18 protein-coding genes, 1 tRNA gene and 1 pseudogene are annotated in these 23,354 nt (G+C 68.3%); 17 read left to right on the top strand and 3 right to left on the bottom strand.

Annotation, left to right across the window (positions count from 1 at the left end):
• Positions 1-46: 46 nt before the first annotated feature.
• The 13 genes and pseudogenes from murG (at position 47) to ABD089_RS07470 (ending at position 12,019) form a co-directional block, all read left to right on the top strand.
• A complete protein-coding gene (gene murG, locus ABD089_RS07530) occupies positions 47-1,180 on the top strand; it encodes an undecaprenyldiphospho-muramoylpentapeptide beta-N-acetylglucosaminyltransferase (RefSeq protein ID WP_343885677.1) in 1,134 nt (377 codons plus the stop codon).
• Entirely contained in the window at positions 1,170-2,606 is a 1,437-nt protein-coding gene (gene murC / locus ABD089_RS07525; RefSeq protein ID WP_343885675.1) for a UDP-N-acetylmuramate--L-alanine ligase, read from the top strand. Before murG ends, murC begins: the two co-directional genes overlap by 11 nt.
• The gene (locus ABD089_RS07520) at positions 2,606-3,361 is read left to right on the top strand and encodes a cell division protein FtsQ/DivIB (protein WP_343885674.1); all 756 of its coding nucleotides are present in this window, start codon (positions 2,606-2,608) and stop codon (positions 3,359-3,361) included. The genes murC and ABD089_RS07520 overlap by 1 nt, the downstream gene beginning before the upstream one ends.
• A gap of 221 nt (positions 3,362-3,582) precedes the next feature.
• Positions 3,583-4,839 (top strand): cell division protein FtsZ, encoded by a 1,257-nt coding sequence (gene ftsZ / locus ABD089_RS07515; RefSeq protein WP_343885672.1) that lies wholly within the window; start codon positions 3,583-3,585, stop codon positions 4,837-4,839.
• 9 nt (positions 4,840-4,848) lie between these two features.
• A complete protein-coding gene (locus ABD089_RS07510; RefSeq protein WP_343885671.1) occupies positions 4,849-5,619 on the top strand; it encodes a purine nucleoside phosphorylase YfiH/LACC1 family protein in 771 nt (256 codons plus the stop codon).
• 113 nt (positions 5,620-5,732) lie between these two features.
• Positions 5,733-6,239 (top strand): cell division protein SepF, encoded by a 507-nt coding sequence (locus tag ABD089_RS07505; protein WP_343885670.1) that lies wholly within the window; start codon positions 5,733-5,735, stop codon positions 6,237-6,239.
• A gap of 149 nt (positions 6,240-6,388) precedes the next feature.
• Positions 6,389-7,507: a DivIVA domain-containing protein gene (locus ABD089_RS07500; RefSeq protein WP_343885669.1), complete on the top strand. Its 1,119-nt coding sequence runs from the start codon at positions 6,389-6,391 to the stop codon at positions 7,505-7,507.
• A gap of 227 nt (positions 7,508-7,734) precedes the next feature.
• Positions 7,735-8,163, top strand: coding sequence for a TraR/DksA family transcriptional regulator (locus tag ABD089_RS07495; protein ID WP_343885668.1), 429 nt, complete (start codon positions 7,735-7,737; stop codon positions 8,161-8,163).
• Between the two features lie 32 nt (positions 8,164-8,195).
• Positions 8,196-8,640 (top strand): annotated as a pseudogene (gene lspA, locus ABD089_RS07490) (signal peptidase II); the annotation flags it as partial.
• A 16-nt stretch (positions 8,641-8,656) separates the two neighbouring features.
• The gene (locus ABD089_RS07485) at positions 8,657-9,577 is read left to right on the top strand and encodes an RluA family pseudouridine synthase (protein ID WP_343885665.1); all 921 of its coding nucleotides are present in this window, start codon (positions 8,657-8,659) and stop codon (positions 9,575-9,577) included.
• Positions 9,578-9,728: 151 nt separating this feature from the next.
• A complete protein-coding gene (pyk, locus tag ABD089_RS07480; protein WP_343885664.1) occupies positions 9,729-11,147 on the top strand; it encodes a pyruvate kinase in 1,419 nt (472 codons plus the stop codon).
• 131 nt (positions 11,148-11,278) lie between these two features.
• Positions 11,279-11,364, top strand: a tRNA-Leu gene (locus tag ABD089_RS07475).
• A 40-nt stretch (positions 11,365-11,404) separates the two neighbouring features.
• Positions 11,405-12,019, top strand: a complete 615-nt coding sequence (locus ABD089_RS07470) for an ANTAR domain-containing response regulator (RefSeq protein ID WP_343885663.1) — start codon at positions 11,405-11,407, stop codon at positions 12,017-12,019.
• Between the two features lie 4 nt (positions 12,020-12,023).
• Here ABD089_RS07470 and ABD089_RS07465 read toward each other — a convergent pair whose 3' ends face one another.
• Complete coding sequence (locus ABD089_RS07465) at positions 12,024-12,443, bottom strand: PaaI family thioesterase (protein WP_343885662.1); 420 nt, start codon at positions 12,441-12,443, stop codon at positions 12,024-12,026.
• On the opposite strand from ABD089_RS07465, the gene polA reads away from it, so the two are divergent.
• Positions 12,442-15,219, top strand: coding sequence for a DNA polymerase I (gene polA / locus ABD089_RS07460; protein ID WP_343885661.1), 2,778 nt, complete (start codon positions 12,442-12,444; stop codon positions 15,217-15,219). The genes ABD089_RS07465 and polA overlap by 2 nt on opposite strands.
• Here polA and ABD089_RS07455 read toward each other — a convergent pair.
• Positions 15,176-18,067, bottom strand: coding sequence for an FAD-binding and (Fe-S)-binding domain-containing protein (locus ABD089_RS07455; RefSeq protein WP_343885660.1), 2,892 nt, complete (start codon positions 18,065-18,067; stop codon positions 15,176-15,178). The genes polA and ABD089_RS07455 overlap by 44 nt on opposite strands.
• A gap of 185 nt (positions 18,068-18,252) precedes the next feature.
• Positions 18,253-18,375: a hypothetical protein gene (locus tag ABD089_RS07450; RefSeq protein WP_343885659.1), complete on the bottom strand. Its 123-nt coding sequence runs from the start codon at positions 18,373-18,375 to the stop codon at positions 18,253-18,255.
• Positions 18,376-18,975: 600 nt separating this feature from the next.
• Between ABD089_RS07450 and rpsA the strand changes: the two genes are divergently transcribed.
• From rpsA to uvrB, 3 genes are all read left to right on the top strand, one after another.
• On the top strand, positions 18,976-20,433 hold the full coding sequence (rpsA, locus tag ABD089_RS07445) for a 30S ribosomal protein S1 (protein ID WP_343885658.1): 1,458 nt from the start codon (positions 18,976-18,978) through the stop codon (positions 20,431-20,433).
• Between the two features lie 135 nt (positions 20,434-20,568).
• Positions 20,569-21,192 carry a dephospho-CoA kinase gene (gene coaE, locus ABD089_RS07440; RefSeq protein ID WP_343885657.1) on the top strand — a complete coding sequence of 208 codons (624 nt, stop codon included), beginning with the start codon at positions 20,569-20,571 and terminating at the stop codon, positions 21,190-21,192.
• Between the two features lie 66 nt (positions 21,193-21,258).
• Positions 21,259-23,352 carry an excinuclease ABC subunit UvrB gene (uvrB, locus tag ABD089_RS07435; protein WP_343885656.1) on the top strand — a complete coding sequence of 698 codons (2,094 nt, stop codon included), beginning with the start codon at positions 21,259-21,261 and terminating at the stop codon, positions 23,350-23,352.
• Positions 23,353-23,354: the final 2 nt, after the last annotated feature.

Raw genomic sequence — 23,354 nt, 5'->3', positions numbered from 1 at the left:
TCGTCGGACGATCTGCTGGCGCAAGGTGTGGGGACAGGGGAAAGAGATGGTTGACGTCGTGCTGGCCGGCGGCGGTACCGCTGGTCACATCAACCCGATGCTGGCGAGCGCGGACGCAATCCGTCGGGCCGCGCCAGACGCCGGCGTGAGCTGCATCGGCACCGACAAGGGACTGGAAACCCGGCTGGTTCCGGCCGCTGGCTACCCGCTGGACCTGGTCGAGCCCGTGCCGCTGCCGCGACGCCCCACCCCCGAGCTCGCCAAGGTTCCCGCGCGGCTGGCTGGCTCGGTGCGCACGGCGGCCCGCATCCTGCGCGAGCGCGATGCCAAGGTCGTGGTCGGCTTCGGCGGCTATGTCGCGTTGCCCGCCTACCTGGCCGCCCGCACCCGCCGGATCCCCGTCGTCATCCACGAGCAGAACGCCGTTCCCGGTCTGGCCAACAAGGTGGCCGCCCGGTTCGCGACCCGCACCTTCTCCGCTTTCCCCGACACGCCGTTGCCGCGCTGCGAGGCGATCGGCATGCCGATGCGCGGGGCCGTCACCCAGCTCGCGGCCACCGGCGTCGACGAGGCTCTGCGCCACGGCTCGCGCAAGCAGTTCGGGCTGCGTGCAGACCTTCCGCTGCTGCTGGTCTCCGGCGGTTCGCAGGGCGCGCGTTCCATCAACCAGGCCACGCTGGCCGCCCGCGACGACCTGCTGGCCGCCGGGGTGCACGTGCTCCACATCCTCGGCCCGAAGAACTTCACCGACGACATGGTGCAGGTGACCCATCCCGAGACGGGTGCCGGCTACCTGCCGCTGGCCTATGTGGACCAGATGGACCGCGCATACTCCGCCGCCGACATGATGGTGTGCCGCTCCGGTGCCGGGACGGTCTGCGAGGTGGGCTCCATCGGGCTGCCGTCGGTCTTCGTCCCGCTGCCGCACGGCAATGGGGAACAGGCCCGCAATGCCGACGCATTGGTCGCCGCCGGCGGGGGAGTGCTGGTGCCGGACGCCGAGCTTGACGCCAGCCGCCTGAACCGCGAGGTGCTGAGCCGCATCCACGACGCCGAGCAGCTGGCCGCCATGTCCCGCGCCGGTCGCCACCTCTTCGCCCATGACGCGGCCGACCGCCTGGCGTCCGTCGTCCTCGAAATCGCCGGGCACAGGCCGGAAGGACACCCCCATGCTTCGTGAACCCGTCGAGGTCTTCCCCGCCAATCGGGCCGGGCCGATCCACTTCATCGCCATCGGTGGTGCCGGCATGAGTGGCATCGCGCAGCTCTACCACGATCTGGGCGTCGAGGTCTCCGGCTCCGACCAGTCCGACTCGGCCGCCCTGCGGGCGCTGTCGGCCCAGGGCATTCGGACCCATGTCGGGCACTGCGACGCCCAGCTGGGCGATGCCCGCACGGTCGTGGTCTCGTCCGCCATTCGCGAGGACAACCCCGAGCTGGTTGCCGCCCGCGAGCGGGGCCTGACCATCTGGCACCGCTCCGCTGCGCTGGCGGCGCTGATGCTCGGCCACGCCGGAATCTCCGTCGCGGGCACCCACGGCAAGACCACCACCACCGGCATGGCTGCGGTGCTGCTCACCGAGGTAGGCGCCGACCCCTCCTATGTGATCGGGTCCCCGCTGGCGGCCAGCGGCAAGAGCGCGCAACTGGGCAGCGGAGACGCCTTCGTCGTCGAAGCCGACGAGTCCGACGGATCCTTCCTGCAGTACCCGACGCGGATCGCGGTCATCACCAATGTGGAGGCCGACCACCTCGACAACTGGGTCACCCCGCAGGCCTACTTCGACGGCTTCGTGCGCTTCGCCACGGCCGACGGGGTCGAGGCGGTCGTGCTGAACTCCGACGACGAGGGCGCCTCCTCGCTCGGGGAGCGGCTGCGCGCCGCCGGCCAGCAGGTCGTCACCTACGGTGAAGCGCCCGGTTCGGACGTCTTGTTGAGCGAGCTCGACTTCGAGGGCACGACGGCCCGGGCGGTGATCAGCCACGACGGCTTCTCCGGCCATCTCGAGCTGAAGGTGCCGGGGCGCTACAACCTGGCCAACGCCGCGGCGGCCTTCGCCGTCGGGCGGCTGCTGGGCCACGACCCGAAGGCGCTGCTCGCCGGCGCGGAGAGCTTCACCGGCACCCTGCGTCGCTTCCAGCTGGTAGGTCAGGCCAGGGTCCCTGGCGCCGGGGACCAGGAGCCCGACGTCCGCATCTACGACGACTACGCCCACCACCCGACCGAGATTCGGGCCGCCCTCACCGCGGCCCGCAAGGCTGCCGCCGGGGGCCGGTTGGTCGCCTGCTTCCAGCCGCACCTGTTCAGCCGGACGATGGACTTCGCGGACGAGTTCGGCGAGGCCCTCACCCTGGCCGACCTGGTGGTGCTCACCGACATCTACGCCGCCCGGGAGGACCCGGTGCCCGGCGTGACCGGTGAACTCGTGCTGGAGGCGGTGCGCCGCCACGGCGGTGAGGCCGTCTACGTCGCCGACAAGGGACGACTTGCGCCGGAACTGGCCGCCCTGCTGCGTCCGGGCGATCTGTTGATGACGCTCGGAGCGGGAGACGTGACCCTGGTCGGGCCCCTCCTGCTCGCCCAGCTGGCGCCTGGAGCGGACTGATGCCGTCGTCGGTCCCCAAGACCGGGCCGGTTCGCCCGGCCACGCCCACCGACGTCTCCGCGGCCATCGCTGAGCGGCGTCGGCGCGAACGACGCCGCCACCTCGGACTGGTTGGTGGGGGAGCGGCGCTGGTGCTGCTGCTCGCGCTCGCGCTGTGGTTGGTCTCCTTCTCGCCGGTCTTTGCCAGCAAGCAGGTGCGCGTCGAGGGCAACAAGCTCGTCAGCACCGACCAGGTGCTCGCCGCGGCCCAGGTGCCGATGGGCGTTCCGCTTTCGAAGCTGAAGACCGGCCCGATCGGCCAGCGGGTCGCCGTACTGCCCCCGGTCGGGGGAGTCCGAGTGCACACCAAGTGGCCCAGCACCGTCGTCATCGAGGTCACTGAGCGCGTCGCGGTCTACCAACGCCTCGAGGGCACCACCTACGAGTCCGTCGACGCGGCCGGCGTGGTCTTCGTCCAGGGCGCCAAGCGGAACAAGTCGTTGCCGCTGGTGCGTACCCCCAGCGTCGAGAACCGGTTGCTCGCCGACGTCGCGACCGTCGTCACCAATCTCACCCCCAAGCTGGTGAAGAAGCTGGACGCCGTCGAGGCGAGCGGCCCGGACGACATCACTGTGAAGCTGACGACCGGCCAGCAGGTGCTGTGGGGTTCGGCCGCAGATTCCGCGACCAAGGCGCAGGTGGCCGAGGCCCTCGTGGCGCGAGAAAAGTTCACCGTCTTCAATGTCGCCAGCCCGGCCAATCCGACCGCGCGCTGAATCGACGCCGCCAGGCGGCATGGCCCTGACCTTGCCGCCGTCGGGGCTGCACCCTCGAGGCCCTCAAGGTCGGGTTGAGACTCTGGCAGTTGGCCGAGGCCGGTGTTGGACACCCAAAGTTGGCCGCACATAGCCTGTGACGGTCACCGAACCCCATGGGTGCGTGCCGTCGCACGGTGGGTTTGCAGCTCCAACGGCTAGAGAATTGAGGCGGGATCCCCGTGGCAAGTGCGTCGCAGAACTACTTGGCAGTCATCAAGGTCGTCGGAGTCGGCGGCGGCGGCGTGAACGCCGTCAACCGAATGATCGAGGCGGGCCTGAAGGGCGTCGAGTTCATTGCGATCAACACCGATGCCCAGGCCCTGCTCATGTCCGATGCGGACGTGAAGCTCGACGTCGGCCGTGAGCTGACCCGCGGTCTTGGTGCCGGCGCCGACCCCGACAAGGGTCGTCAGGCCGCCGAGGACCACCAGGACCAGATCGAGGAGGTGCTGCGCGGGGCGGACATGGTCTTCGTCACCGCTGGTGAGGGTGGTGGCACCGGCACCGGTGGCGCTCCCGTCGTCGCCAAGATCGCCCGCTCGATCGGCGCGCTGACCATCGGCGTCGTGACGCGCCCCTTCAGCTTCGAGGGCAAGCGCCGCTCCAACCAGGCGGAGGAGGGAATCGCCCGCCTGCGTGAAGAGGTCGACACCCTCATCGTCATCCCGAATGACAAGCTGCTGCAGATGACCGACCACCAGGTCGCCATCCTGGACGCCTTCCGCCAGGCCGATCAGGTGCTGATGCAGGGCGTGTCGGGCATCACCGACCTGATCACCACCCCCGGCCTGATCAACCTCGACTTCGCCGACGTCAAGTCGGTCATGAGCAATGCCGGTTCCGCCCTGATGGGCATCGGTCAGGCCCGTGGTGAGGACCGCGCCCGCGCTGCCGCGGAGATGGCGATCAGCTCCCCGCTGCTCGAGGCCTCCATCGACGGTGCGCACGGCGTCCTGCTGTCGATCGCCGGTGGCTCCGACCTCGGCCTCTTCGAGGTCTCCTCGGCCGCAAACCTGATCGAGGCCGCGGCCCATGACGAGGCCAACATCATCTTCGGCACCGTCATCGACGACTCGATGGGCGACGAGGTCCGCGTCACCGTGATCGCGGCCGGCTTCGACGGCGGCCAGCCGCCCCGCCGCCAGCCCGGCATCTCCGCGCGTCCCAGCCTGAACCAGAACGGCACTCGGAACACCGCACTCACCCCGCCCTCTGCGCAGACGGTCCCCACCGCCCAGCATGTCGCCAACGGTCCCGGCGTCTTCAGTGGCGGATCCAGCCAGGCCGGCGCCAGCCAGCATGGCTCCGGCCAGAACGAGCAGGGTGGCTTCCAGCAGGCCCAGACCCCGGCCGCCCAGCCCGGCACCCCGCCGGTGGCCGAGCGTGGTCCAGCCCCCGCGGACGACGAACTGGACATCCCGGACTTCCTGAAGTGAAGCACTGACTTGTTCAGCTTCCGACTCGACCCCGGCGCCAATTCTGGCGTCGGGGTCGTTTTCACGGACCGCCATGATGGCTTCTCCAGCCCAGGTCTGGGCCCGCTCAACCTGGGTCGCGTCGACGTCGACGACGCCAACCTGGTGCGGGCCAACTTCGCCAGCGTCCGGTCGACTCTCGGCCTGGGGCCGGTGATCACCCTCGACCAGCGTCACACCCCCGACGTCCTGGTCATGGACGAGCGCCAGCTCGCCAGCTGGGGCGACCCCGTCCGGCTCGGCGCCGACGCGGGCGAGCACCCGCTGCCGGTCGCCGACGCGAGCGTGACGGCGCTGCCAGGCGTGGCACTGTGCATCAGGGTTGCCGACTGCGTCCCGGTGCTGCTGGCCGATGCCGACCGCGGCGTGGTCGGCGCAGCGCACGCCGGACGGGTCGGCTTCGCCACCGGGGTGCTGGCCAACACGGTCGCAGCAATGCGGGCGCTCGGCGCCGCCGACATCACCGCTTGGATCGGCCCCCACGTCTGTGGTTCCTGCTACGAAGTGCCCGAGCAGATGGCCGATGAGGTCGCCGCTGCGCACCCGGCCGCACGCTCGCGCACTCCCCAGGGAACGGCGGCGCTCGATCTCGGCGCCGGCTGCGAGGCTGAGCTGGTGCGGCTGGGGGCACGCGTCGAGCGGGTCGACCCCTGCACCCTCACCACTGCCAGCCTGCACTCCCATCGCCGCGATGGTGCGGCCGCGGGGCGCCTGGCTGGCCTGGTGTGGCTCCAACCCTGAGGGGTCCAGGAATTCGCGTCTGCCTCGGATTCCCGCGCGTGTCGGCCACCGGGTGAGCGGGACCGGGGCGCACCGTCGGGTAGCCTCGACAGCGACTGTTCGAGGAGGGGTTGATGAGCGAGAGCGTGTTCCGCAGGGCCGGGAAATGGTTGGGCGTGGTCGAGGAGGCCCGCTACGACTACGAGGAGGCCGACGGTGAGCTGACGCAGGCCGTCTATGAGGACGAGGTCGAGTACGAGCCGTCCACCATCACCCAACTGCCGGACCGTCGTCCAGCAGCACCGGTGTCTGCCGTTTCTTCCCAGCACAAGAAGGAGGAACCCGTGCAGCGCACTGCCGACCTGACGCGGATCATCACCGTCCACCCGCGCACCTACAACGAGGCCCGCACCATCGGCGAGCACTTTCGTGACAGCGTGCCGGTGATCATGAACCTCTCGGACATGGAGGAGGCGGACGCCAAGCGTCTCGTCGACTTCGCCGCTGGCCTGATCTTCGGCTTGCGCGGCACCATCGAGCGCGTCACCTCCAAGGTCTTCCTGCTGTCCCCGCAGAACGTGAACGTCACCGCGGAGGACAAGGAGCGCATCGCCGCTGGCGGCTTCTTCAACCAGAGCTGATTCGTTGGGTGGAGGTCTTCCTTCGTGCCGGGTAGGGGTGCAGTAACCTGACGGGTAGTCGGCACGACGGCGCCAGTGCGTCCGTCAGGTCCGGCTATTGGTCCGACACCTGACGTTCCGCTGGGACGCACACAACTGGGAGTACTGAGATGACGTTGACCCTTGAGGACGTGAAGAACGTCCGCTTCCCGATCGCCAAGCGACAGGGAGAGGGATACCGGGCCACAGAGGTGGACGACTTCGTCGATGCCGTCGACCTGACCTTCGTGCAGATGTCGGAGGAGAACGAGCGCCTCCGGGCCCAGCTTGACGCGCTCGGCGGCGACCGCGAGACGGCCGGTGACCCCACGAACAGCTCCGCGCTGGCCGACGAGAATGCCCGTCTCCAGGCAGAGATCGAGGCGCTGCGCGCCCAGTCCAGCAATGCCGGCCCGGCCCTCAATGCAAGCGACGCGGTCTTGAACGATTCCGTCTCGAACGATTCCGTCTCGAACGATTCCGTGGACGCCGGCGAGCTCCAGCGCCTCCGCGAGGAGAATGCCGGCCTGCGCAGCGAACTGGATGCGGCTCGCAAGGAGGTCGAGCAGGCACGCGCCGAGGTCTCCCAGGTCCGCGGCGAGTTGGATGCCGCCCGCCAGGCCACCCCGCTCACGGTGGTCGACGGCGATGGTGCCGGACGTGTCGAGAAGATCGTCGTGACCACCTCCGCGCAGGCCAGCCCCGCGGTCGTCCGGATGGTCCAGCTGCACACCGAGCAGGCGGAGACCCTGGTCTCCGAGGCCGAGGCAGAGGCCCAGCGCAAGGTGGCCGAAGCCGACGCCCGCGCCCAGCAGGCCGTCAGCGAGGCGGAGCGCCGCGCCCACGAGCTCACCGTCGACGCCCAGACCCGCGCCGAGCGGATCCAGTCCGAGGCTCGCGTGAATGCCGACCAGTTGGCCAACGAGGCAAAGGCCCAGGCGGACCAGCTCACCTCGGAGGCGGCCGCCAACTCCGAGCGGGTGCACGCGGACGCCGAGGCCCGTCGGTCCGAGTTGTTCAGCGCGCTGGAGGCCGAGCGTGATGCACTCGTCGGCAAGGTGGACGACCTGCGCACCTACGAGGGCAGCTACCGTTCCACCCTCACTGAGCACCTTCGCGGTCAGATCGCGCACTTGGAGAACTCCACCTTCGAGCCCGAGGGCACGCCCGTGCTGCTCGGGGAGGAGCGCCCGGCCATCGCTTCCCAGACCCCTCGTCTGGACGCCTTGCTCGCCGAGGGCAACAACTGATCCTTCCCTGATGGCCTGGAGTCCTTCCCTTATGGCCTGATGGCCGGACGGACGCATCCAGCCCCCGCTCTGCCACCGGCAGGGCGGGGGCTGGTCAGTGTCAGAGGGGGGAATCATCGGCCGTGCGGTGAGCTGGCTCCCCGTCGTTGACAAGAGGTGTACCCTCATCGCTCAGACCCGAACTCCTCCGCGGGCCAAGGGTGGACCGCAGACCGGAAGGACGACACATGGCCACGAAGCCGGGCGGCGCTGCCGCCTCGACCGTCACTCTCCCCGTTCGTGAGGGCGAAGAGCCCTGGACGGCCGAAGAGGTCGAAGAGGTGCGCACCGAGCTGGTGGACGAGGTCGACCGCTTGCAGAAGGCGATTGCCGTGCACGAGGCCGAACTCGTCGACCTGATGCGTGAGGGCCGTGACGGCGCCGGGCTGGACCCCGCCGACGTGGGCTCTTCCAACTTCGAGCGTGACCAGGAGATGTCGCTGGCCGCCAACCAGCGCGAGATGTTGGAGCAGGCACGGCTGGCGCTGGACCTCTTCGACACGGGACAGTACGGGCTGTGCGAGCGCTGCGGAGAGCCGATCGGCAAGGCACGGCTGCAGGCCTTTCCGCGGGCGACCATGTGCGTGACGTGCAAGCAGCGCGCGGAACGGCGCTGACCGGCGCGGCTGCCGGACGTGCGCTGCCCACAATGGGTCTGGTGGCCGCTCTGGGTCTGGCCCTGGACCAGTGGACCAAACACCTCGCCGTGACCCGGCTGGACCCCGCTGACCCGCCGAGCTACCTGGGCGGCTTCCTGAGGCTGCTGCTGGTGCGCAACCCCGGTGCGGCGTTCTCCTTGGGTACCGGGGCGACGGTGGTCATCAGCTGCCTTGCCATCGTGGCGGCCCTGGCCCTGCTGGTCTGGGCCCCGCGACTGCGGGGCGCCGCTCAGGGTGCGCTGGCCGGCCTGGCGCTGGCCGGTGTCGTCGGCAACCTCGTCGATCGACTGCTCCGGCCACCCGGCCCGCTGAGGGGCCACGTCATCGACTTCATCTCCCTGCCGCACTTCGCGGTCTTCAATGTCGCCGACATCTGCCTGACCACGACCGCCGCGATCGTCGTCCTTGCCTCCTTCCGGTCACCACGGGAACGATCGAGCGAGGACTCCTGATGAGCGTCCTGTTCGTCCCCGACGGTCTGGACGGCGACCGGGTCGATGCCGCAGCAGCGCGGATGACCGGCCTGTCCCGCTCGCGGATCGCCGACCTCGTCGAGGCAGGGGCGGTCCGTCTGGACGGCGCCACGGTGGACAAGCCCTCGATGCGGGTGCGCGCCATGCAGATGCTGGAGGTGGACCTCGAGGCGGTTCCCGCCGGTGTGCAGGTGACCCCACGGGAGGTCGAGGGCCTGCGCATCGTCCACGACGACCGAGACCTGGTCGTGGTCGACAAGCCGGTCGGCGTCGCCGCCCATCCGTCACTGGGCTGGGAGGGGCCCAGCGTCGTGGAGCACCTCGCTGCGGCCGGTTTCCGGATTTCCACCAGCGGTGCCGCCGAGCGGCAGGGCATCGTCCAGCGCCTGGACGTGGGCACCTCCGGGCTGATGGTCGTCGCCAAGAGCGAGACGGCCTACACGGTTCTCAAGCAGGCATTCCGGGACCGGAGCGTGGAGAAGACCTACCACGCGCTCGTCCAGGGGCACCCCGACCCATTGGCCGGCACCATCGACGCCCCGATCGCCCGCCACCCCGGATCGGAGTGGAAGATGGCGGTCGTTGCAGGTGGTCGGCGTTCGGTCACCCACTACGAGACCCTCGAGGCGCACCGTTCCGCTTCACTGCTCGAGGTCCACCTGGAAACAGGTCGCACCCACCAGATTCGCGTCCACATGGCTGCGCTGCGCCACCCCTGCGTCGGGGACCCCACCTACGGCAGTGACCCGGTGCTGGCCCAGCGGCTCGGCCTGGAGCGGCAGTGGTTGCACGCGGTCCAGCTGGGCTTCACCCATCCGGGGACGGGGGAGTGGGTCACCTTCACCTCCGAATACCCTGACGACCTGCAGCGCGCACTGGACATCGTCCGGCAGGGATGAACTCCCGGTGAACCTTCGGCTGTGAGGGCACTGAGAATGGCCACCGCGAAGAGGCATTTCCCCCTTCACAAGGGCCGCCGCGGCCACTTGGTGCGGCACAAGGGGCGCCCCACCTCCTGCTGGAGGCTGTCTGTCCGGTAGGGTGACGCACGTGCGTAGAGCGAAGATTGTGTGCACGCTCGGGCCGGCAGTGTCGACCCCGGAGCGGATGGAAGAACTGGTTCAGGCTGGAATGGATGTGGCGCGGCTCAATATGAGCCATGGCGACTATTCCGAGCATGAGAAGCGCCTCGAGCAGACCCGTGCGGCTGCCGCGAAGGTGGGCCGGACGGTTGGCGTGCTCGCTGACCTCCAGGGCCCCAAGATCCGGTTGGGTCGCTTCGCCGACGACAAGGTGACCCTGACCTATGGCCAGACCTTCACCATCACCACCGACGACATCCTGGGCGACCAGACCCGGTGCTCCACCACCTTCAAGGGCCTCCCTGGCGACGTGAAGCCCGGCGATGACATCCTGATCGACGACGGCCGGATCGGGCTGCAGGCCGTTGAGGTCACCGAGACCGACGTGGTCTGCAAGGTCACCGTCGCGGGCCCCGTCTCGAACAACAAGGGCATCAACCTGCCCGGCGTCGCCGTCTCCGTGCCTGCCCTGAGCGAGAAGGACGAGAGGGACCTGCGCTGGGCGCTGGGCAAGGGCGTCGACATGATCGCCCTGTCCTTCGTCCGCTCGGCCGACGACATCGTCCGCGTCCACGAGATCATGGACGAGGAGGGTCGCCGCGTGCCCGTCATCGCGAAGCTGGAGAAGCCGCAGGCGATCCAGAACCTCGACGCGATCATCGACGCCTTCGACGCCTTCATGGTCGCCCGTGGCGACCTGGGCGTGGAGCTCCCGCTGGAGGAGGTGCCTCTGGTTCAGAAGCGCATCGTCAAGGCGGCTCGTCGCTGGGCCAAGCCGGTCATCGTCGCCACCCAGATGCTGGAATCGATGATCTCGGCTCCGCGTCCGACGCGCGCCGAGGCGTCCGACGTCGCCAACGCCATCCTCGACGGCGCCGACGCGGTCATGCTTTCCGGTGAGGTGTCGGTTGGTTCCTACCCGATCGAGACGGTCAAGACGATGGCGCGCATCGTGACCAACACCGAGGAGCACGGCCTCGCCTCCATCAGCCGGATCGACTGGAACATCCACACCACCGGCGGCCTGATCGCCAAGGCGGCCTCCGAGGTCGCCGAGGCATTGGACGCCAAATACCTGGTGGCCTTCACCAAGTCGGGTGACACCGCACGTCGGCTGTCCCGACTGCGCCCGAAGACCCCGATCCTGGTCTTCACGCCGGACGAGACCACCCGTCAGCAGATGACGGTCACGTGGGGCGCCACGGCGGTCAAGACCGTCGAGTTCGGTGACCAGGAGGGCATGGTGAACTACGTCGAGCGAACCCTGCTCGCCGACGGTCTGGCCGAGCCCGGTGACCGCGTCGTGATCGTCTCCGGATCGCCAATGGGCGTTCCCGGCAAGACGAACAACCTGCGCGTGATGAAGGTCCGCGGCCGGGATTCCTGAGCAGCCGTGCAGCGCAGCGCCGTCACCCGGGCCCGGGGGCGGCGCTGTGCTGTTCCGGGCTGTAGGACGAAGGTGGGCCAGCACCTGCCGCCTTGTGGCAGAATGTGACGGCTGGCGCACGACGGGCTCAGGCCCGGGTGGCGGAATGGCATACGCGGACGGCTCAAACCCGTCTGGTCTCACGACCGTAGGGGTTCGACTCCCCTCCCGGGCACCAGTAGCAAGCAGATCCCAACGAGCAGGCCGAGGAGCGCACCATGAGCAACACCGAGCAGGCCGGAGGCGCCGCAAAGAAGCCGCGCGTCCTGGTCGCCGAGGACGAGGCACTGATCCGGATGGATCTCGTCGAGCTGTTGAACGAAGAGGGCTATGAGGTGGTGGGCCAGGCCGGTGACGGCGAGGAGGCCCTCGCCATGGCCCGCGAACTGCAGCCCGACCTGGTCGTGATGGACGTCAAGATGCCCAAGATGGACGGCATCACCGCCGCCGAGCAGATCGCCGAGGAACGCATCGCCCCCGTCGTGATGCTGACGGCCTTCAGCCAGCGCGACCTCGTCGAGCGGGCTCGTGAGGCGGGCGCGATGGCCTATGTGGTCAAGCCCTTCGACGCCTCCGATGTCGTGCCCGCGATCGAGATCGCGATGGGACGTTTCGCCGAGATCCGTGCGGTCGAGGATGAGGTCGCCGACCTCGAGGAGCGGCTGGCCTCCCGCAAGGCCGTCGACCAGGCGAAGGGAATGCTGCAGGAGGGCCTTGGGCTCTCCGAGCCGGAGGCCTTCCGCTGGATCCAGAAGACCGCGATGGACCTGCGCATCTCGATGCGCGAGGTGGCCGACAAGGTCATCGCCCAGGGCAAGAACCAGAAGGTCTGAAAGCTCAGTCCTGACCTGGCCGCCGGGGCAGGAACATGCAGGTCAGGCGTCCGGTGGCGACCCTGCGGTCGTCGTCGTCGGTGAGCACCACCTCATAGGTGCAGGTCTGGCGTCCGATGTGTAGCGGGGTGGCCACGCCCGTCACGGTGCCCTTGGTCACCGCAGCATGGTGGGTGACGCTCAGCTCCATCCCAACGGCGATCCGGTCGGGCTGGGCGGTCGCATAGGCCGCGATCGACCCAAGCGTCTCCACCAGCAGCCCCGAACCCCCGCCATGCCACAGGCCGGCCACCTGGGTGTTGCCCTTCACCGGTGCTCGTCCCACGGTTCGCTCGGGGGACACCTCCAGCAACTCGGTGCCGAACTTGTCGTCCAGCGGGCTGAACAGGTCAACGGCCCATTCGGGCAGGTTCTCGCCATGCATGGGCCGCAGTCTATGGACCGATGAGGGGTGTGCTGCGCGCAGGACGGTTTTGTCGTACGCCCCGGCTAGAGTCACCACCGTGAACGAGACTCCCGCCAAGCTGTTGCTGATCGACGGACACTCCGTCGCCTATCGCGCCTTCTTCGCGCTGCCGGTTGACAACTTCTCGACCAGCACCGGCCAGCACACGAATGCGGTGTACGGCTTCACGTCCATGCTCATCAACGTGCTGCGCGACGAGCAGCCCACCCATGTCGCGGTGGCCTTCGACCTCTCCCGCGTGACCTTCCGCACCGCGGAGTACTCCGAGTACAAGGCCAACCGCTCCGCCTCCCCGGACGAGTTCAAGGGCCAGGTGCAGTTGGTCAAAGAGGTGCTGGACGCGCTGAACATCGTCCACGTCGAGAAGGACGACTACGAAGCGGACGACATCATCGCCACGCTCTCGCTGCAGGCCTCCGAGCAGGGCGTGGACACCGTGATCGTCACGGGCGACCGGGACGCGATGCAGCTGGTCAGCGACCGGGTCACCGTGCTCTACCCGCGCAAGGGCGTCAGCGACCTCGCCCGGATGACCCCGGAGGCGGTGGAGTCGAAGTACCTCGTGCCGCCCGTGCAGTACCCGGAGCTGGCCGCGCTGGTGGGGGAGACCTCCGACAACCTGCCCGGCGTGCCGGGCGTGGGCCCGAAGACGGCCGCCAAGTGGATCGCCCAGTACGAGGGCCTGGAGAACCTCGTCCGCCGGGCAGACCAGGTTCCGGGCAAGGCCGGGGAGAGCCTGCGCGCCCACCTGGACGATGTGGTGCGCAACCGCCGGCTCAATGCGCTGGTGCGCGACCTCGAGCTGCCCGTCACGATCGACCAGCTCGCCCGCCACGACTGGGATCGCGAGAAGGTGCACACGCTGTTCGACGGACTGGAGTTCCGCGTCCTGCGCGACCGACTGATCGAGACCCTGCCAGCCGCCGAGACCGAGCCCGAGGGCGGCTTCGAGGTGACCGGCTCGGTGCTGGCGCCCGGTGAGCTGACTGCCTGGTTGGCTGAGCACGGTCACGGGGAGATCACCGGTATCGATGTGATCGGACACTGGGGCGCCGGCACTGGGGACGTCACCGGGCTGGGCCTGGCCGCGGCCGACGGCTCGGCGTGCTGGTTCGACAGCACCGAGCTGACACCCGACGACGACGCGGCATTGGCCACCTGGTTGGCCGACGAGAGCATCGGGAAGGCCATCCACGAGGCCAAGGGCCCACGGCTGGCCTGCTGGGCCCGGGGCTGGGAGCTGCGCGGCATCACCTGTGACACGGTGCTGGCCGCCTACCTGCTGCGCCCCGACCAGCGCAGCTTCGACCTCGGCGACCTGGCGATCCGGTACCTGAAGCGAGAACTGCGCGTCGAGGGTTCGGGGGAGGCCTCCGACGCCGACCAGGACATGCTCTTCGGCGACGACGATTCCAGCTCGCAGGAGGCGGCGCAGGCCTCGATGGTGCGCGCTCGCGCCGTGATCGACCTCGCCATCGCGTTGGAGGCCGAACTGGCAGCCCAGGGCGGCGCCAAGCTGCTGGCCGAGGTGGAGCTGCCGCTGCAGGGGACGCTGGCCCGGATGGAACGCGTCGGCATCGCGGTGGACGTCGATCGGCTGGAACAGCTGCGCGGCGAGTTCGACGCGCACGTCATCGAGGCTGAACAGGCCGCCTACGAGACCATCGGCAAGAAGATCAACCTGGGCTCGCCCAAGCAGCTGCAGGGAGTCCTCTTCGACGAACTCAACATGCCCAAGACACGCAAGACCAAGTCGGGCTGGACCACCGACGCGGATGCGCTGGAGGGCTTGTACGCCAAGACCCAGCATCCCTTCCTGGAGCACCTGCTCGCGCACCGTGACCAGATCCGGCTGCGCCAGACCGTCGACGGGCTGCTGGCCTCCGTCCAGCCGGACGGTCGCATCCACACCACCTATGTGCAGACGATCGCGGCGACCGGCCGGTTGAGCTCCACCGACCCGAACCTGCAGAACATCCCGATCCGCGCCGAGGCCGGGCGCCGGGTGCGTGAGGGCTTCGTGGTCGGGCACGGGTACGAGTGCCTGATGACAGCCGACTACTCCCAGATCGAGATGCGGATCATGGCGCACGTCTCCTCCGACCGGGGCCTGATCGAGGCCTTCAACTCGGGCAAGGACTTCCATTCCCAGATGGCCGCCAAGGTCTTCGACACGACCGCCGAGGCGGTCACCGGTGAGCAGCGGGCCCGGATCAAGGCAATGAACTACGGCCTGGCCTATGGCCTGAGTGCCTTCGGGTTGTCGAACCAGCTGGGCATCTCCGTCAGCGACGCGAAGGCCCTGATGGACGACTACTTCACCGAGTTCGGCGGGGTGCGCGACTTCCTGGGCGGGGTGGTCGCCCAGGCCCGGCGGACGGGGTACACCGAGACCCTGCTCGGTCGGCGCCGCTACCTGCCCGACCTGAACTCGTCCAACCGTCAGCGCCGTGAGATGGCGGAGCGGATGGCGCTGAACGCGCCGATCCAGGGTTCAGCCGCCGACATGATCAAGCAGGCGATGCTGGACGTGGAGTCGGAACTCGTCCGTCAGGGCCTCGGTTCGCGCATCCTGCTACAGGTGCACGACGAACTCGTGCTCGAGGTCGCGGCGGGGGAGCGCGACGCGGTGGAGGCTCTGGTCCGCGACAAGATGGGCCACGCGATGGCACTCGACGTCCCGCTGGACGTCAGCGTCGGTACCGGACGTTCCTGGCACGAGGCCGCCCACTAGGGCTGGGGCCGCGCTCTTGGTCGAGCAGCATCTGCTCGAGCACGGCCAACACGTGCGTGTACTCATGGCCGGTGGCACGCGTCATGCCGAGCTCGCAGGTGCGATTCGCGCTCAGGTAAAGATCGAAGCTGCGCGCATTCACCTCGGCCGCCTCGGGCGCCGTCGCCGAAGCCGTCAACTCGGGGTGCAAGAGCCCCCGGTCGCCGGCGAAGGCGCAGCAGCGCCACGCCATCGGCACGACGACCTCGTCGGCCACGAAGCCCGCGATCGTCTGGAGCGCGGCGTTGAGCCCCAGCTGGGTCGATGAGCAGGTGGGGTGCAGCACGGCAGAGCTGACCTTGGTCACCGGCGGAAGCTTCGGCAGCACCTCGGTCGCCACGAACTCCAGCGCGTCCATGAAGTGCAGTTCGACTCCTGCATGCCGGGCGGCGATCTCGAGGCCTTCGGTGCAGCTGGTGGCGTCGCAGACGATGGTCAGCCGACCCGACTGGCTGGCATGGCCAAGCACGCGGGCGACCCGTTCGGTCATCACCTCGTAGCCCCTGGTCATGCCCTTGGACTTCCACGGGGTCCCGCAGCACAACCCCGCCGCATCATCAGGCACCTCGAGCGCCACCCCAGCGCGTTGGGCCAGCCCGAGCACACGCGTGGCCAACGGCACCCCGTCCGGTGTCCCGAACATGGTGTTCACACACGCCGGCAGATACAAATAGGACGGGTCGTCGGCGGGCACCGGGTGACGGCGAGCGCCACCGCCGGGCAGCTCCGCCGAGAGCGTCGGCATCACGTCCGTGCCGATGACTCTGCGCGCCACACCCAACGGAGCGTTCAGCAGGGGTGTCGGCAGCTTCTGTACCACGTTCATGCCCACCGCGGCTGCGGCGGTGAACGGCCCCCAGCCCTTCGCGGCGGCCTGCCAGCCCGCCTGCAGCACGGGGTTGGCCTGTTCGGCGCGCAGCCGGCGCACCAGATCGCCGGTGTTGATACCCAGCGGGCAGGCGGTGGAGCACATGCCGTCCACGGCGCAGGTGTCGATGAGGGGGTAGCGCTGCTGCTCTTCGAGGGTGGCCACCAACTCGTCCTTGCCCTCGGCGCGGGCCTGGGCGATGGCGCGGCGCACGACGATGCGTTGCCGGGGTGTCAGCGTCAGGTCGGCGGACGGGCATACGGGCTCGCAGTAGCCACACTCGACGCACCGATCGACCTCGGCCTCGACGCTGGGGGTGAGCTTCACCTCGTCCAAGAGCTGGGCCTTGGCCTCATCGGCGGGCTTCTGCTCGACCAGCACCGAACCGGGGTTGAGTATGCCAGCGGGGTCGCAGGCCTGCTTGACCTGCTTCATGACCCCGAACAGTTCGGCGCCGTACTGGCGTTCGACGTAGGGGGCCATGATGCGCCCGGTGCCGTGTTCGGCCTTCAGGCTGCCGCCGTGGTCGAGAACCAGCTGCACCATGTCTTCGGTGAAGGCCTCGTAACGCTGCACACAGACGTCATCGCGGAAATCCTCGTTGACGAGGAAGTGGATGTTTCCGTCCTTCGCGTGGCCGAAGATGACCGACTCGCGGTAGCCGTGGCCGGCGAACATCCGCTGCAACTCGACGCAGACCGGGGCCAGCTCGGGCAGCGGTACGGCCACGTCTTCGAGCAGGGCCGTGGTGCCCGACGGGCGGTCGCCGGCGACCTTGGTGTAGAGGCCCTTGCGCAACTGCCACAGGGCGCCGCGGCGCCTCGGGTCGCTGGTCTGTTCACCGCCCAGCGAAGCGATCAGCTCGCGCGAACGGTCCGTCAGCTCAGCCAGTTCGTCGGGTGCTGCGGCCTGGTACTCCACGAGCAGGGCCGCCTCATCGGCGCTGGACGTGCTCGGCAGCACATCGCCCACCGAGTCTTCGCGACAGACGCGCAGCGAGGCGGCGTCCAAGAGCTCGACGACATTGGCGCCCGAGCCCACCAGTTCGCCCAACTGGGCGGTGGCGGCGGCGAGGGTGGGGAAGTGCAAGAGGCTCGTGGCAACGTGCTTCAGGTCGGGGATGGTGCGCAGGGTGGCCTCGGCCACGAAACCGAGCGTGCCCTCGGAACCCACCATCAGGTGGGCCAGCATCTCGACCGGGCTCTCGTGGTCGACCAATGAGTTCAGGCCATAGCCCATGGTGTTCTTGTGGGCGTACTGGCGCTCGATCTCGGTGCGGTGCTGCGGTTCGAGACAGCGCTTGCGTAGCTCGAGCAGCAGGGCGTGCAGCCCCGGTTCGTCGCGCAGCAGCTTTTCGTCCGCGTCGGGCAGCGAGCTGTCGACGATCGTCCCGCTCGGCAGCACGAGCACCACCGACTCAAGGGTCTGGTAGGTGTTCGCGGTGGTGCCGCAGGTCATGCCGGACGAATTGTTGGCGATCACGCCGCCCATGGTGCAGGCGATCTCGGAGGCCGGGTCGGGGCCCAGCTTGCGCCCGAATCGTGCCAACCGGGCATTGACCTGGCGCACCGTGGCGCCCGGTTGCATCCGAACTCGCAGGCCCCCGTCCAGCACCTCGATGTCACGGAAGTGACGCCGCACGTCGACCAGCAGGCCCTGGGAGAGCGACTGGCCCGACAGCGAGGTGCCACCCGCGCGGAAGGTCATGGGCACCCGCAGGTTGGCTGCGGCAGCCATGGCGGACGACACATCGGCCGCGGTGCGGGCACGCATCAGCAGCCGAGGGGTCAGCAGATAATGGGAGGCGTCCACCGCAGCGGCGGCCAGTTCGAGGGGCGCCCCGCTGAGTAGTGCGCTGTCTGGCGCGATGCCCAGTCGCGATGCCAGCTCGGCGATGAGCGGTGCTGTGGCGGTGGGCTGGGGGATGGTTGCTCGGCTCATGGCACCAGTCAAGCCCTGACGGCCGCGGCGCACAATGGTCCGACCAAATATTTGTGGTCGTCCCGTGGTGTCGGCCGGCCAGCGGCTCGAAGCCGAAGATGACGCGGGAATTCCAGATGCGGGCCTTTGGCTGCCAGTCCCGGCAGATCACCTTCACCCTGCGGGCTCGCCGTCATTGTTGATCATCACGGTCGCCCCGCGTCGAACCAGGAGACCAGCGTGTTGTCATTCATGGGTGGGGTGCCGACGGTGCCGTCGGCGGCCACCTCCACGTTGAGCACCTGCGTGCTGAGGTCGATGCGCGGCACCGCGAAACGAGTTGGTCTGATGGGGATGGTGGAGCTGAGACAGCGCTCGGCTTGCTGGCGCTCGTCGAGTTCGTCGAGTTCGTCGGGCTCGTCAACCAGTTGTCGGGGATGCGGTGCCGGTGCCGGAGATGGAGCTGCTCGGGGCCGGCGACGGGCTGCTGGTGGTCGTGGGTTGGGCGCTATGTGTCGCTGGCACGGGCTCGGGCGACAGCTCGTCCGATCGTCGCAACTAACGCCACGCAAGGACGGCGAAGACCAGCATCAGCAGGGCCGTGATGGCCGCCGAGGCCTTTCGTGGGGTGTTCATTGGTCCCATGGCAACAACAGGCCCTGATTTGTGTCATGCACCGTCGACCCCGCGCCGTCGGTAACTCAGTCGAGCCCAACTGGCGATCGGTCGTCCGGGCTCGGAACTCGGATTGCCCTTCAGCAGGCCAAAAGATAGGCTGTTGGGGCGCTGTGGCCTGCGCATCCTCGGACGGAGCAGGTTGCGCTCGTGATGGTTGGTCGTCCCGGGGTGAACCCTTGGACCAATTCTGGCTCTTGCGGCGGGCTCCAGCGCGCCCACGACACACCACATCCAAATCGGAGCCCTACTACATGACCTCCAGCACTGAGGCCGCACCTCAGGTCGCATTCGACGACCTCGGCTCGCCCGAAGCCTTCCTGGCTGCGATCGACGCCACCATCAAGTACTTCAACGACGGCGACATCGTCACCGGCACCGTCGTCAAGGTCGACCGGGACGAGGTCCTGCTCGACATCGGTTACAAGACCGAGGGTGTCATCCCCTCCAAGGAACTCTCCATCAAGCACGACGTCGACCCCTTCGAGGTCGTCAGCGTCGGCGATGAGATCGAGGCCCTGGTCCAGACCAAGGAGGACAAGGAAGGTCGTCTGATCCTGTCCAAGAAGCGCGCACAGTACGAGCGCGCTTGGGGCACGATCGAGAAGATCAAGGAAGAGGACGGCGTCGTCACCGGCTCCGTCATCGAGGTCGTCAAGGGCGGCCTCATCGTCGACATCGGCCTGCGTGGCTTCCTGCCCGCCTCCCTCGTCGAGATGCGTCGTGTCCGCGACCTGCAGCCGTACGTGGGCATGGAGCTCGAGGCCAAGATCATCGAGCTCGACAAGAACCGCAACAACGTGGTCCTGTCGCGTCGCGCCTGGCTGGAGCAGACGCAGAGTGAGGTTCGCCAGAACTTCCTCACGCAGCTGCAGAAGGGCCAGATCCGCAAGGGTGTCGTCTCGAGCATCGTCAACTTCGGTGCCTTCGTCGATCTGGGCGGCGTGGACGGCCTCGTGCACGTCTCCGAGCTGTCCTGGAAGCACATCGACCACCCCTCCGAGGTCGTGGAGGTCGGTACGCCGGTCACGGTCGAGGTGCTGGACGTCGACATGGACCGCGAGCGCGTCTCCCTGTCGCTGAAGGCGACGCAGGAGGACCCGTGGCAGACCTTCGCCCGCATGCACCAGATCGGTCAGATTGTGCCGGGCAAGGTCACCAAGCTCGTCCCCTTCGGCGCGTTCGTGCGCGTGGAAGAGGGCATCGAGGGCCTGGTCCACGTCTCGGAGCTGGCCGAGCGTCACGTCGAGATCCCCGAGCAGGTCGTCGCGGTCAACGACGAGGTCATGGTCAAGATCATCGACATCGACCTCGAGCGTCGCCGCATCTCGCTGTCCCTCAAGCAGGCCAACGAGGGTGTCGACACCGCTGCGGACGACTTCGACCCCTCGCTGTACGGCATGACCGCCAGCTACGACGAGCAGGGCAACTACATCTACCCCGAGGGCTTCGATCCGGAGTCCAACGAGTGGAAGCCCGGCTACGAGGACCAGCAGCGCGCCTGGGAGCAGCAGTACGCCGAGGCCCAGTCCCGCTGGGAGGCGCACAAGCGTCAGGTTGCCGACGCGGAGACGGCCGATGCGGCCGCCGCCACCGAGGCCACCAGCTCCGCTTCCTACAGCTCGGCCGCTCCGGCCGAGGCGCCGGAGGGCTCCTTGGCCTCCGACGAGGCCCTGCAGGCCCTGCGCGACAAGCTCTCCGGCAACGCCTGAGCAGCCCAGCCTCACCTTTGAGCAAGACCCCATGGGGCCCCGACCGTTCTTCACGGTCGGGGCCTCGTGCCGTTCTGGGGAAGGCCATAGGGTTGGGGCAGTGTGGCGAGGGAGCCCGGTGGCGAGGGGGCAGGAATGATCAGGGTCGGACTGACCGGGGGCATCGCCTCGGGCAAGAGCGCGGTCGGCGACGAGATGGCGCGGCTCGGGGCGCTGGTGATCGACTCCGACCAGCTGGCCCGCGATGTCGTCGCGCCGGGCACGCCGGGGCTGCAACAGGTGGTGGATCGCTTCGGGCCCGAGGTGCTGGGCGCCGACGGATTCCTGGACCGCCCCAGGCTGGGTGCGATCGTCTTCGGCGATGATGGCGCCCGGGCCGACCTGAACGCGATCATCCACCCTTTGGTGCTCGCGGCCCGCAACCAGATCGAGTCACAGGTGCTCGACCCCTACGCGATCGTGGTGTCGATGATCCCGCTGCTGGTCGAGATCGGTGCCGCGAAGAGCTTCGACGTCGTGGTGGTCGTCGATGTCGGCCCGGACGCCCAACTGGCCCGGTTGATGGCCCGCAATGGGCTGTCGGAGGCCGAGGCGCGAGCGCGGATGAGCGCGCAGGTCTCCCGGGAACAGCGGCTGGCGCTCGCGGACTTCGTCGTCCGCAATGATGGGACGCTGGAGCAGCTGCGCGAACGCGTGCACGCGGTATGGCACGAACTGCTCCGGCTCCGCGGTGGCATGGGGGACGGCTGCGGCTGTTGACCTGTTCGAAACTGCCCAGACCATCACAGGACGAATCTGTCACACCCGGCTTGTAGCCTCGAAGTCATGCGAGCAGTCGAGGAACTCCAGCGCGTCGTCGCCCCGCTCACCATGAAGGCGGACTTTTCGCCCGGCGGTGACCAGCCCCAAGCCATTGACGAGCTGGAGCGACGGATCAAGGCCGGCGAGCAGGACGTCGTCCTGCTGGGCGCCACCGGTACCGGCAAGACCGCCACTGTGGCGTGGCTGGCCGAGCGAGTTCAGCGCCCCGTTCTGGTGATGCAGCCCAACAAGACGCTGGCCGCCCAGTTCGCCACGGAGTTGCGGGAGTTCTTCCCCGACAATGCTGTGGAGTACTTCGTCAGCTACTACGACTATTACCAACCAGAGGCCTATGTCCCGCAGACGGACACCTACATCGAGAAGGACTCCTCGCTCAATGAGGAGGTGGAGCGGCTGCGCCACTCCGCGACCGCCTCGCTGCTGACTCGGCGCGACGTCGTGGTGGTGGCCACCGTCAGCGCCATCTATGGTCTTGGCACCCCGCAGGAGTACGTGGAGCGGATGGTGAAGCTGAAGGTCGGCGAGGAGGTCGAGCGGGAGGCTGTGCTGCGCCGGCTGGTCGAGATCCAGTACGCCCGCAATGACCTGGCTGGTACCCGGGGAACTTTCCGGGTGCGCGGGGACACCCTCGAGGTCTACCCGATGTATGAGGAGAATGCCGTCCGGATCGAGTTCTTCGGCGACGAGATCGAGCAGCTCACCACGCTGCACCCGCTGACCGGTGAGATTGTCAGCAATGACGACGAGATCTACATCTTCCCGGCCACCCACTATGTCGCTGGTCCGCAGCGGATGGAGAGGGCAATCGGCACGATCGAGGCAGAGCTGGGCGAGCGCCTCGCGGAACTGGAGAAGCAGAACAAGTTGCTGGAGGCCCAGCGGCTGCGGATGCGCACCAGTTACGACATCGAGATGATGCGCCAGATCGGCTCCTGTTCGGGCATCGAGAACTACTCGCGCCACATCGACGGACGTGCCCCCGGCACCGCCCCGAACACCCTGCTGGACTTCTTTCCGTCCGACTTCCTGCTGGTGATCGACGAGTCGCACGTCACCGTCCCCCAGATCGGCGGCATGTACGAGGGGGACATGTCCCGCAAGCGCACGCTCGTCGACCACGGCTTCCGGCTACCCAGCGCGATGGACAACCGTCCGCTGCGATTCGAGGAGTTCGTGGAGCGGATCGGCCAGACCGTCTACCTGTCCGCGACGCCGGGCAACTACGAGATGGCCCGCTCCGATGGCTTCGTCGAGCAGATCATCCGTCCGACCGGTCTGGTCGACCCGGAGGTCGTGGTCAAGCCCACCAAGGGCCAGATCGACGACCTGATGGGCGAGATTCGGCTGCGGGTGGAGCGCGACGAGCGCGTGCTGGTCACCACGCTGACCAAGAAGATGGCCGAGGACCTGACCGACTACCTGATGGAAAACGGGGTGCGCACCCGCTACCTGCACTCAGAGGTGGACACCCTGCGCCGCGTGGAGCTGTTGCGGGAGCTGCGGATGGGGGAGTACGACGTGCTCGTCGGCATCAACCTGCTGCGCGAGGGTCTCGACCTCCCGGAGGTCTCCTTGGTCGCCATCCTGGACGCGGACAAGGAGGGCTTCCTGCGCTCTGACCGGTCACTGATCCAGACGATCGGGCGTGCTGCACGAAATGTCGGCGGCCAAGTGCACATGTACGCCGACAAGATCACGCCGTCGATGGAGAAGGCGATCGACGAGACGAACCGTCGCCGGGATCTGCAGATCGCCTACAACACCGAGCACGGCATCGACCCGCAGCCCTTGCGCAAGAAGATCGCCGACATCACCGACATGCTCGCGCGCGAGGAAGCCGACACCCAGGAGCTGGTGAGCAAGGCACAGCCCAAGGGCCGCAAGCCGGTCTCCCCGGTGCCGACGAACCTCGACAAGGCCCGTGGTCTGGACACCTCCGCGATGGCCGCCAGCGAGCTGGCTGATCTGGTGCAGGAACTCACCGAGCAGATGCACGCCGCGGCCGCCGAGCTTCAGTTCGAGCTGGCGGCGCGGCTGCGCGACGAGCTGGGCGACCTGAAGAAGGAACTGCGCCAGATGATCGAGGCCAACAAGTAGGG

It is taken from the genome of Luteococcus sanguinis (genome assembly GCF_039527675.1).
GTDB classification, from domain to species: domain Bacteria; phylum Actinomycetota; class Actinomycetes; order Propionibacteriales; family Propionibacteriaceae; genus Luteococcus; species Luteococcus sanguinis.
Note: the sequence above shows the minus strand (reverse complement) of the source record. Positions and strands in the feature narration are given on the sequence as shown.

Bases quoted from the DNA above. Each gene is read 5' to 3' on its own strand.
- murG (WP_343885677.1), top strand. From the start codon at position 47: ATGGTTGACGTCGTGCTGGCCGGCGGCGGTACCGCTGGTCACATCAAC.
- murC (WP_343885675.1), top strand. From the start codon at position 1,170: ATGCTTCGTGAACCCGTCGAGGTCTTCCCCGCCAATCGGGCCGGGCCG.
- ABD089_RS07520 (WP_343885674.1), top strand. From the start codon at position 2,606: ATGCCGTCGTCGGTCCCCAAGACCGGGCCGGTTCGCCCGGCCACGCCC.
- ABD089_RS07505 (WP_343885670.1), top strand. From the start codon at position 5,733: ATGAGCGAGAGCGTGTTCCGCAGGGCCGGGAAATGGTTGGGCGTGGTC.
- ABD089_RS07500 (WP_343885669.1), top strand. From the start codon at position 6,389: ATGACGTTGACCCTTGAGGACGTGAAGAACGTCCGCTTCCCGATCGCC.
- ABD089_RS07495 (WP_343885668.1), top strand. From the start codon at position 7,735: ATGGCCACGAAGCCGGGCGGCGCTGCCGCCTCGACCGTCACTCTCCCC.
- ABD089_RS07485 (WP_343885665.1), top strand. From the start codon at position 8,657: ATGAGCGTCCTGTTCGTCCCCGACGGTCTGGACGGCGACCGGGTCGAT.
- ABD089_RS07470 (WP_343885663.1), top strand. From the start codon at position 11,405: ATGAGCAACACCGAGCAGGCCGGAGGCGCCGCAAAGAAGCCGCGCGTC.
- polA (WP_343885661.1), top strand. From the start codon at position 12,442: ATGGGCCGCAGTCTATGGACCGATGAGGGGTGTGCTGCGCGCAGGACG.
- ABD089_RS07465 (WP_343885662.1), bottom strand. From the start codon at position 12,443: ATGCATGGCGAGAACCTGCCCGAATGGGCCGTTGACCTGTTCAGCCCG.
- ABD089_RS07455 (WP_343885660.1), bottom strand. From the start codon at position 18,067: ATGAGCCGAGCAACCATCCCCCAGCCCACCGCCACAGCACCGCTCATC.
- rpsA (WP_343885658.1), top strand. From the start codon at position 18,976: ATGACCTCCAGCACTGAGGCCGCACCTCAGGTCGCATTCGACGACCTC.
- coaE (WP_343885657.1), top strand. From the start codon at position 20,569: ATGATCAGGGTCGGACTGACCGGGGGCATCGCCTCGGGCAAGAGCGCG.
- uvrB (WP_343885656.1), top strand. From the start codon at position 21,259: ATGCGAGCAGTCGAGGAACTCCAGCGCGTCGTCGCCCCGCTCACCATG.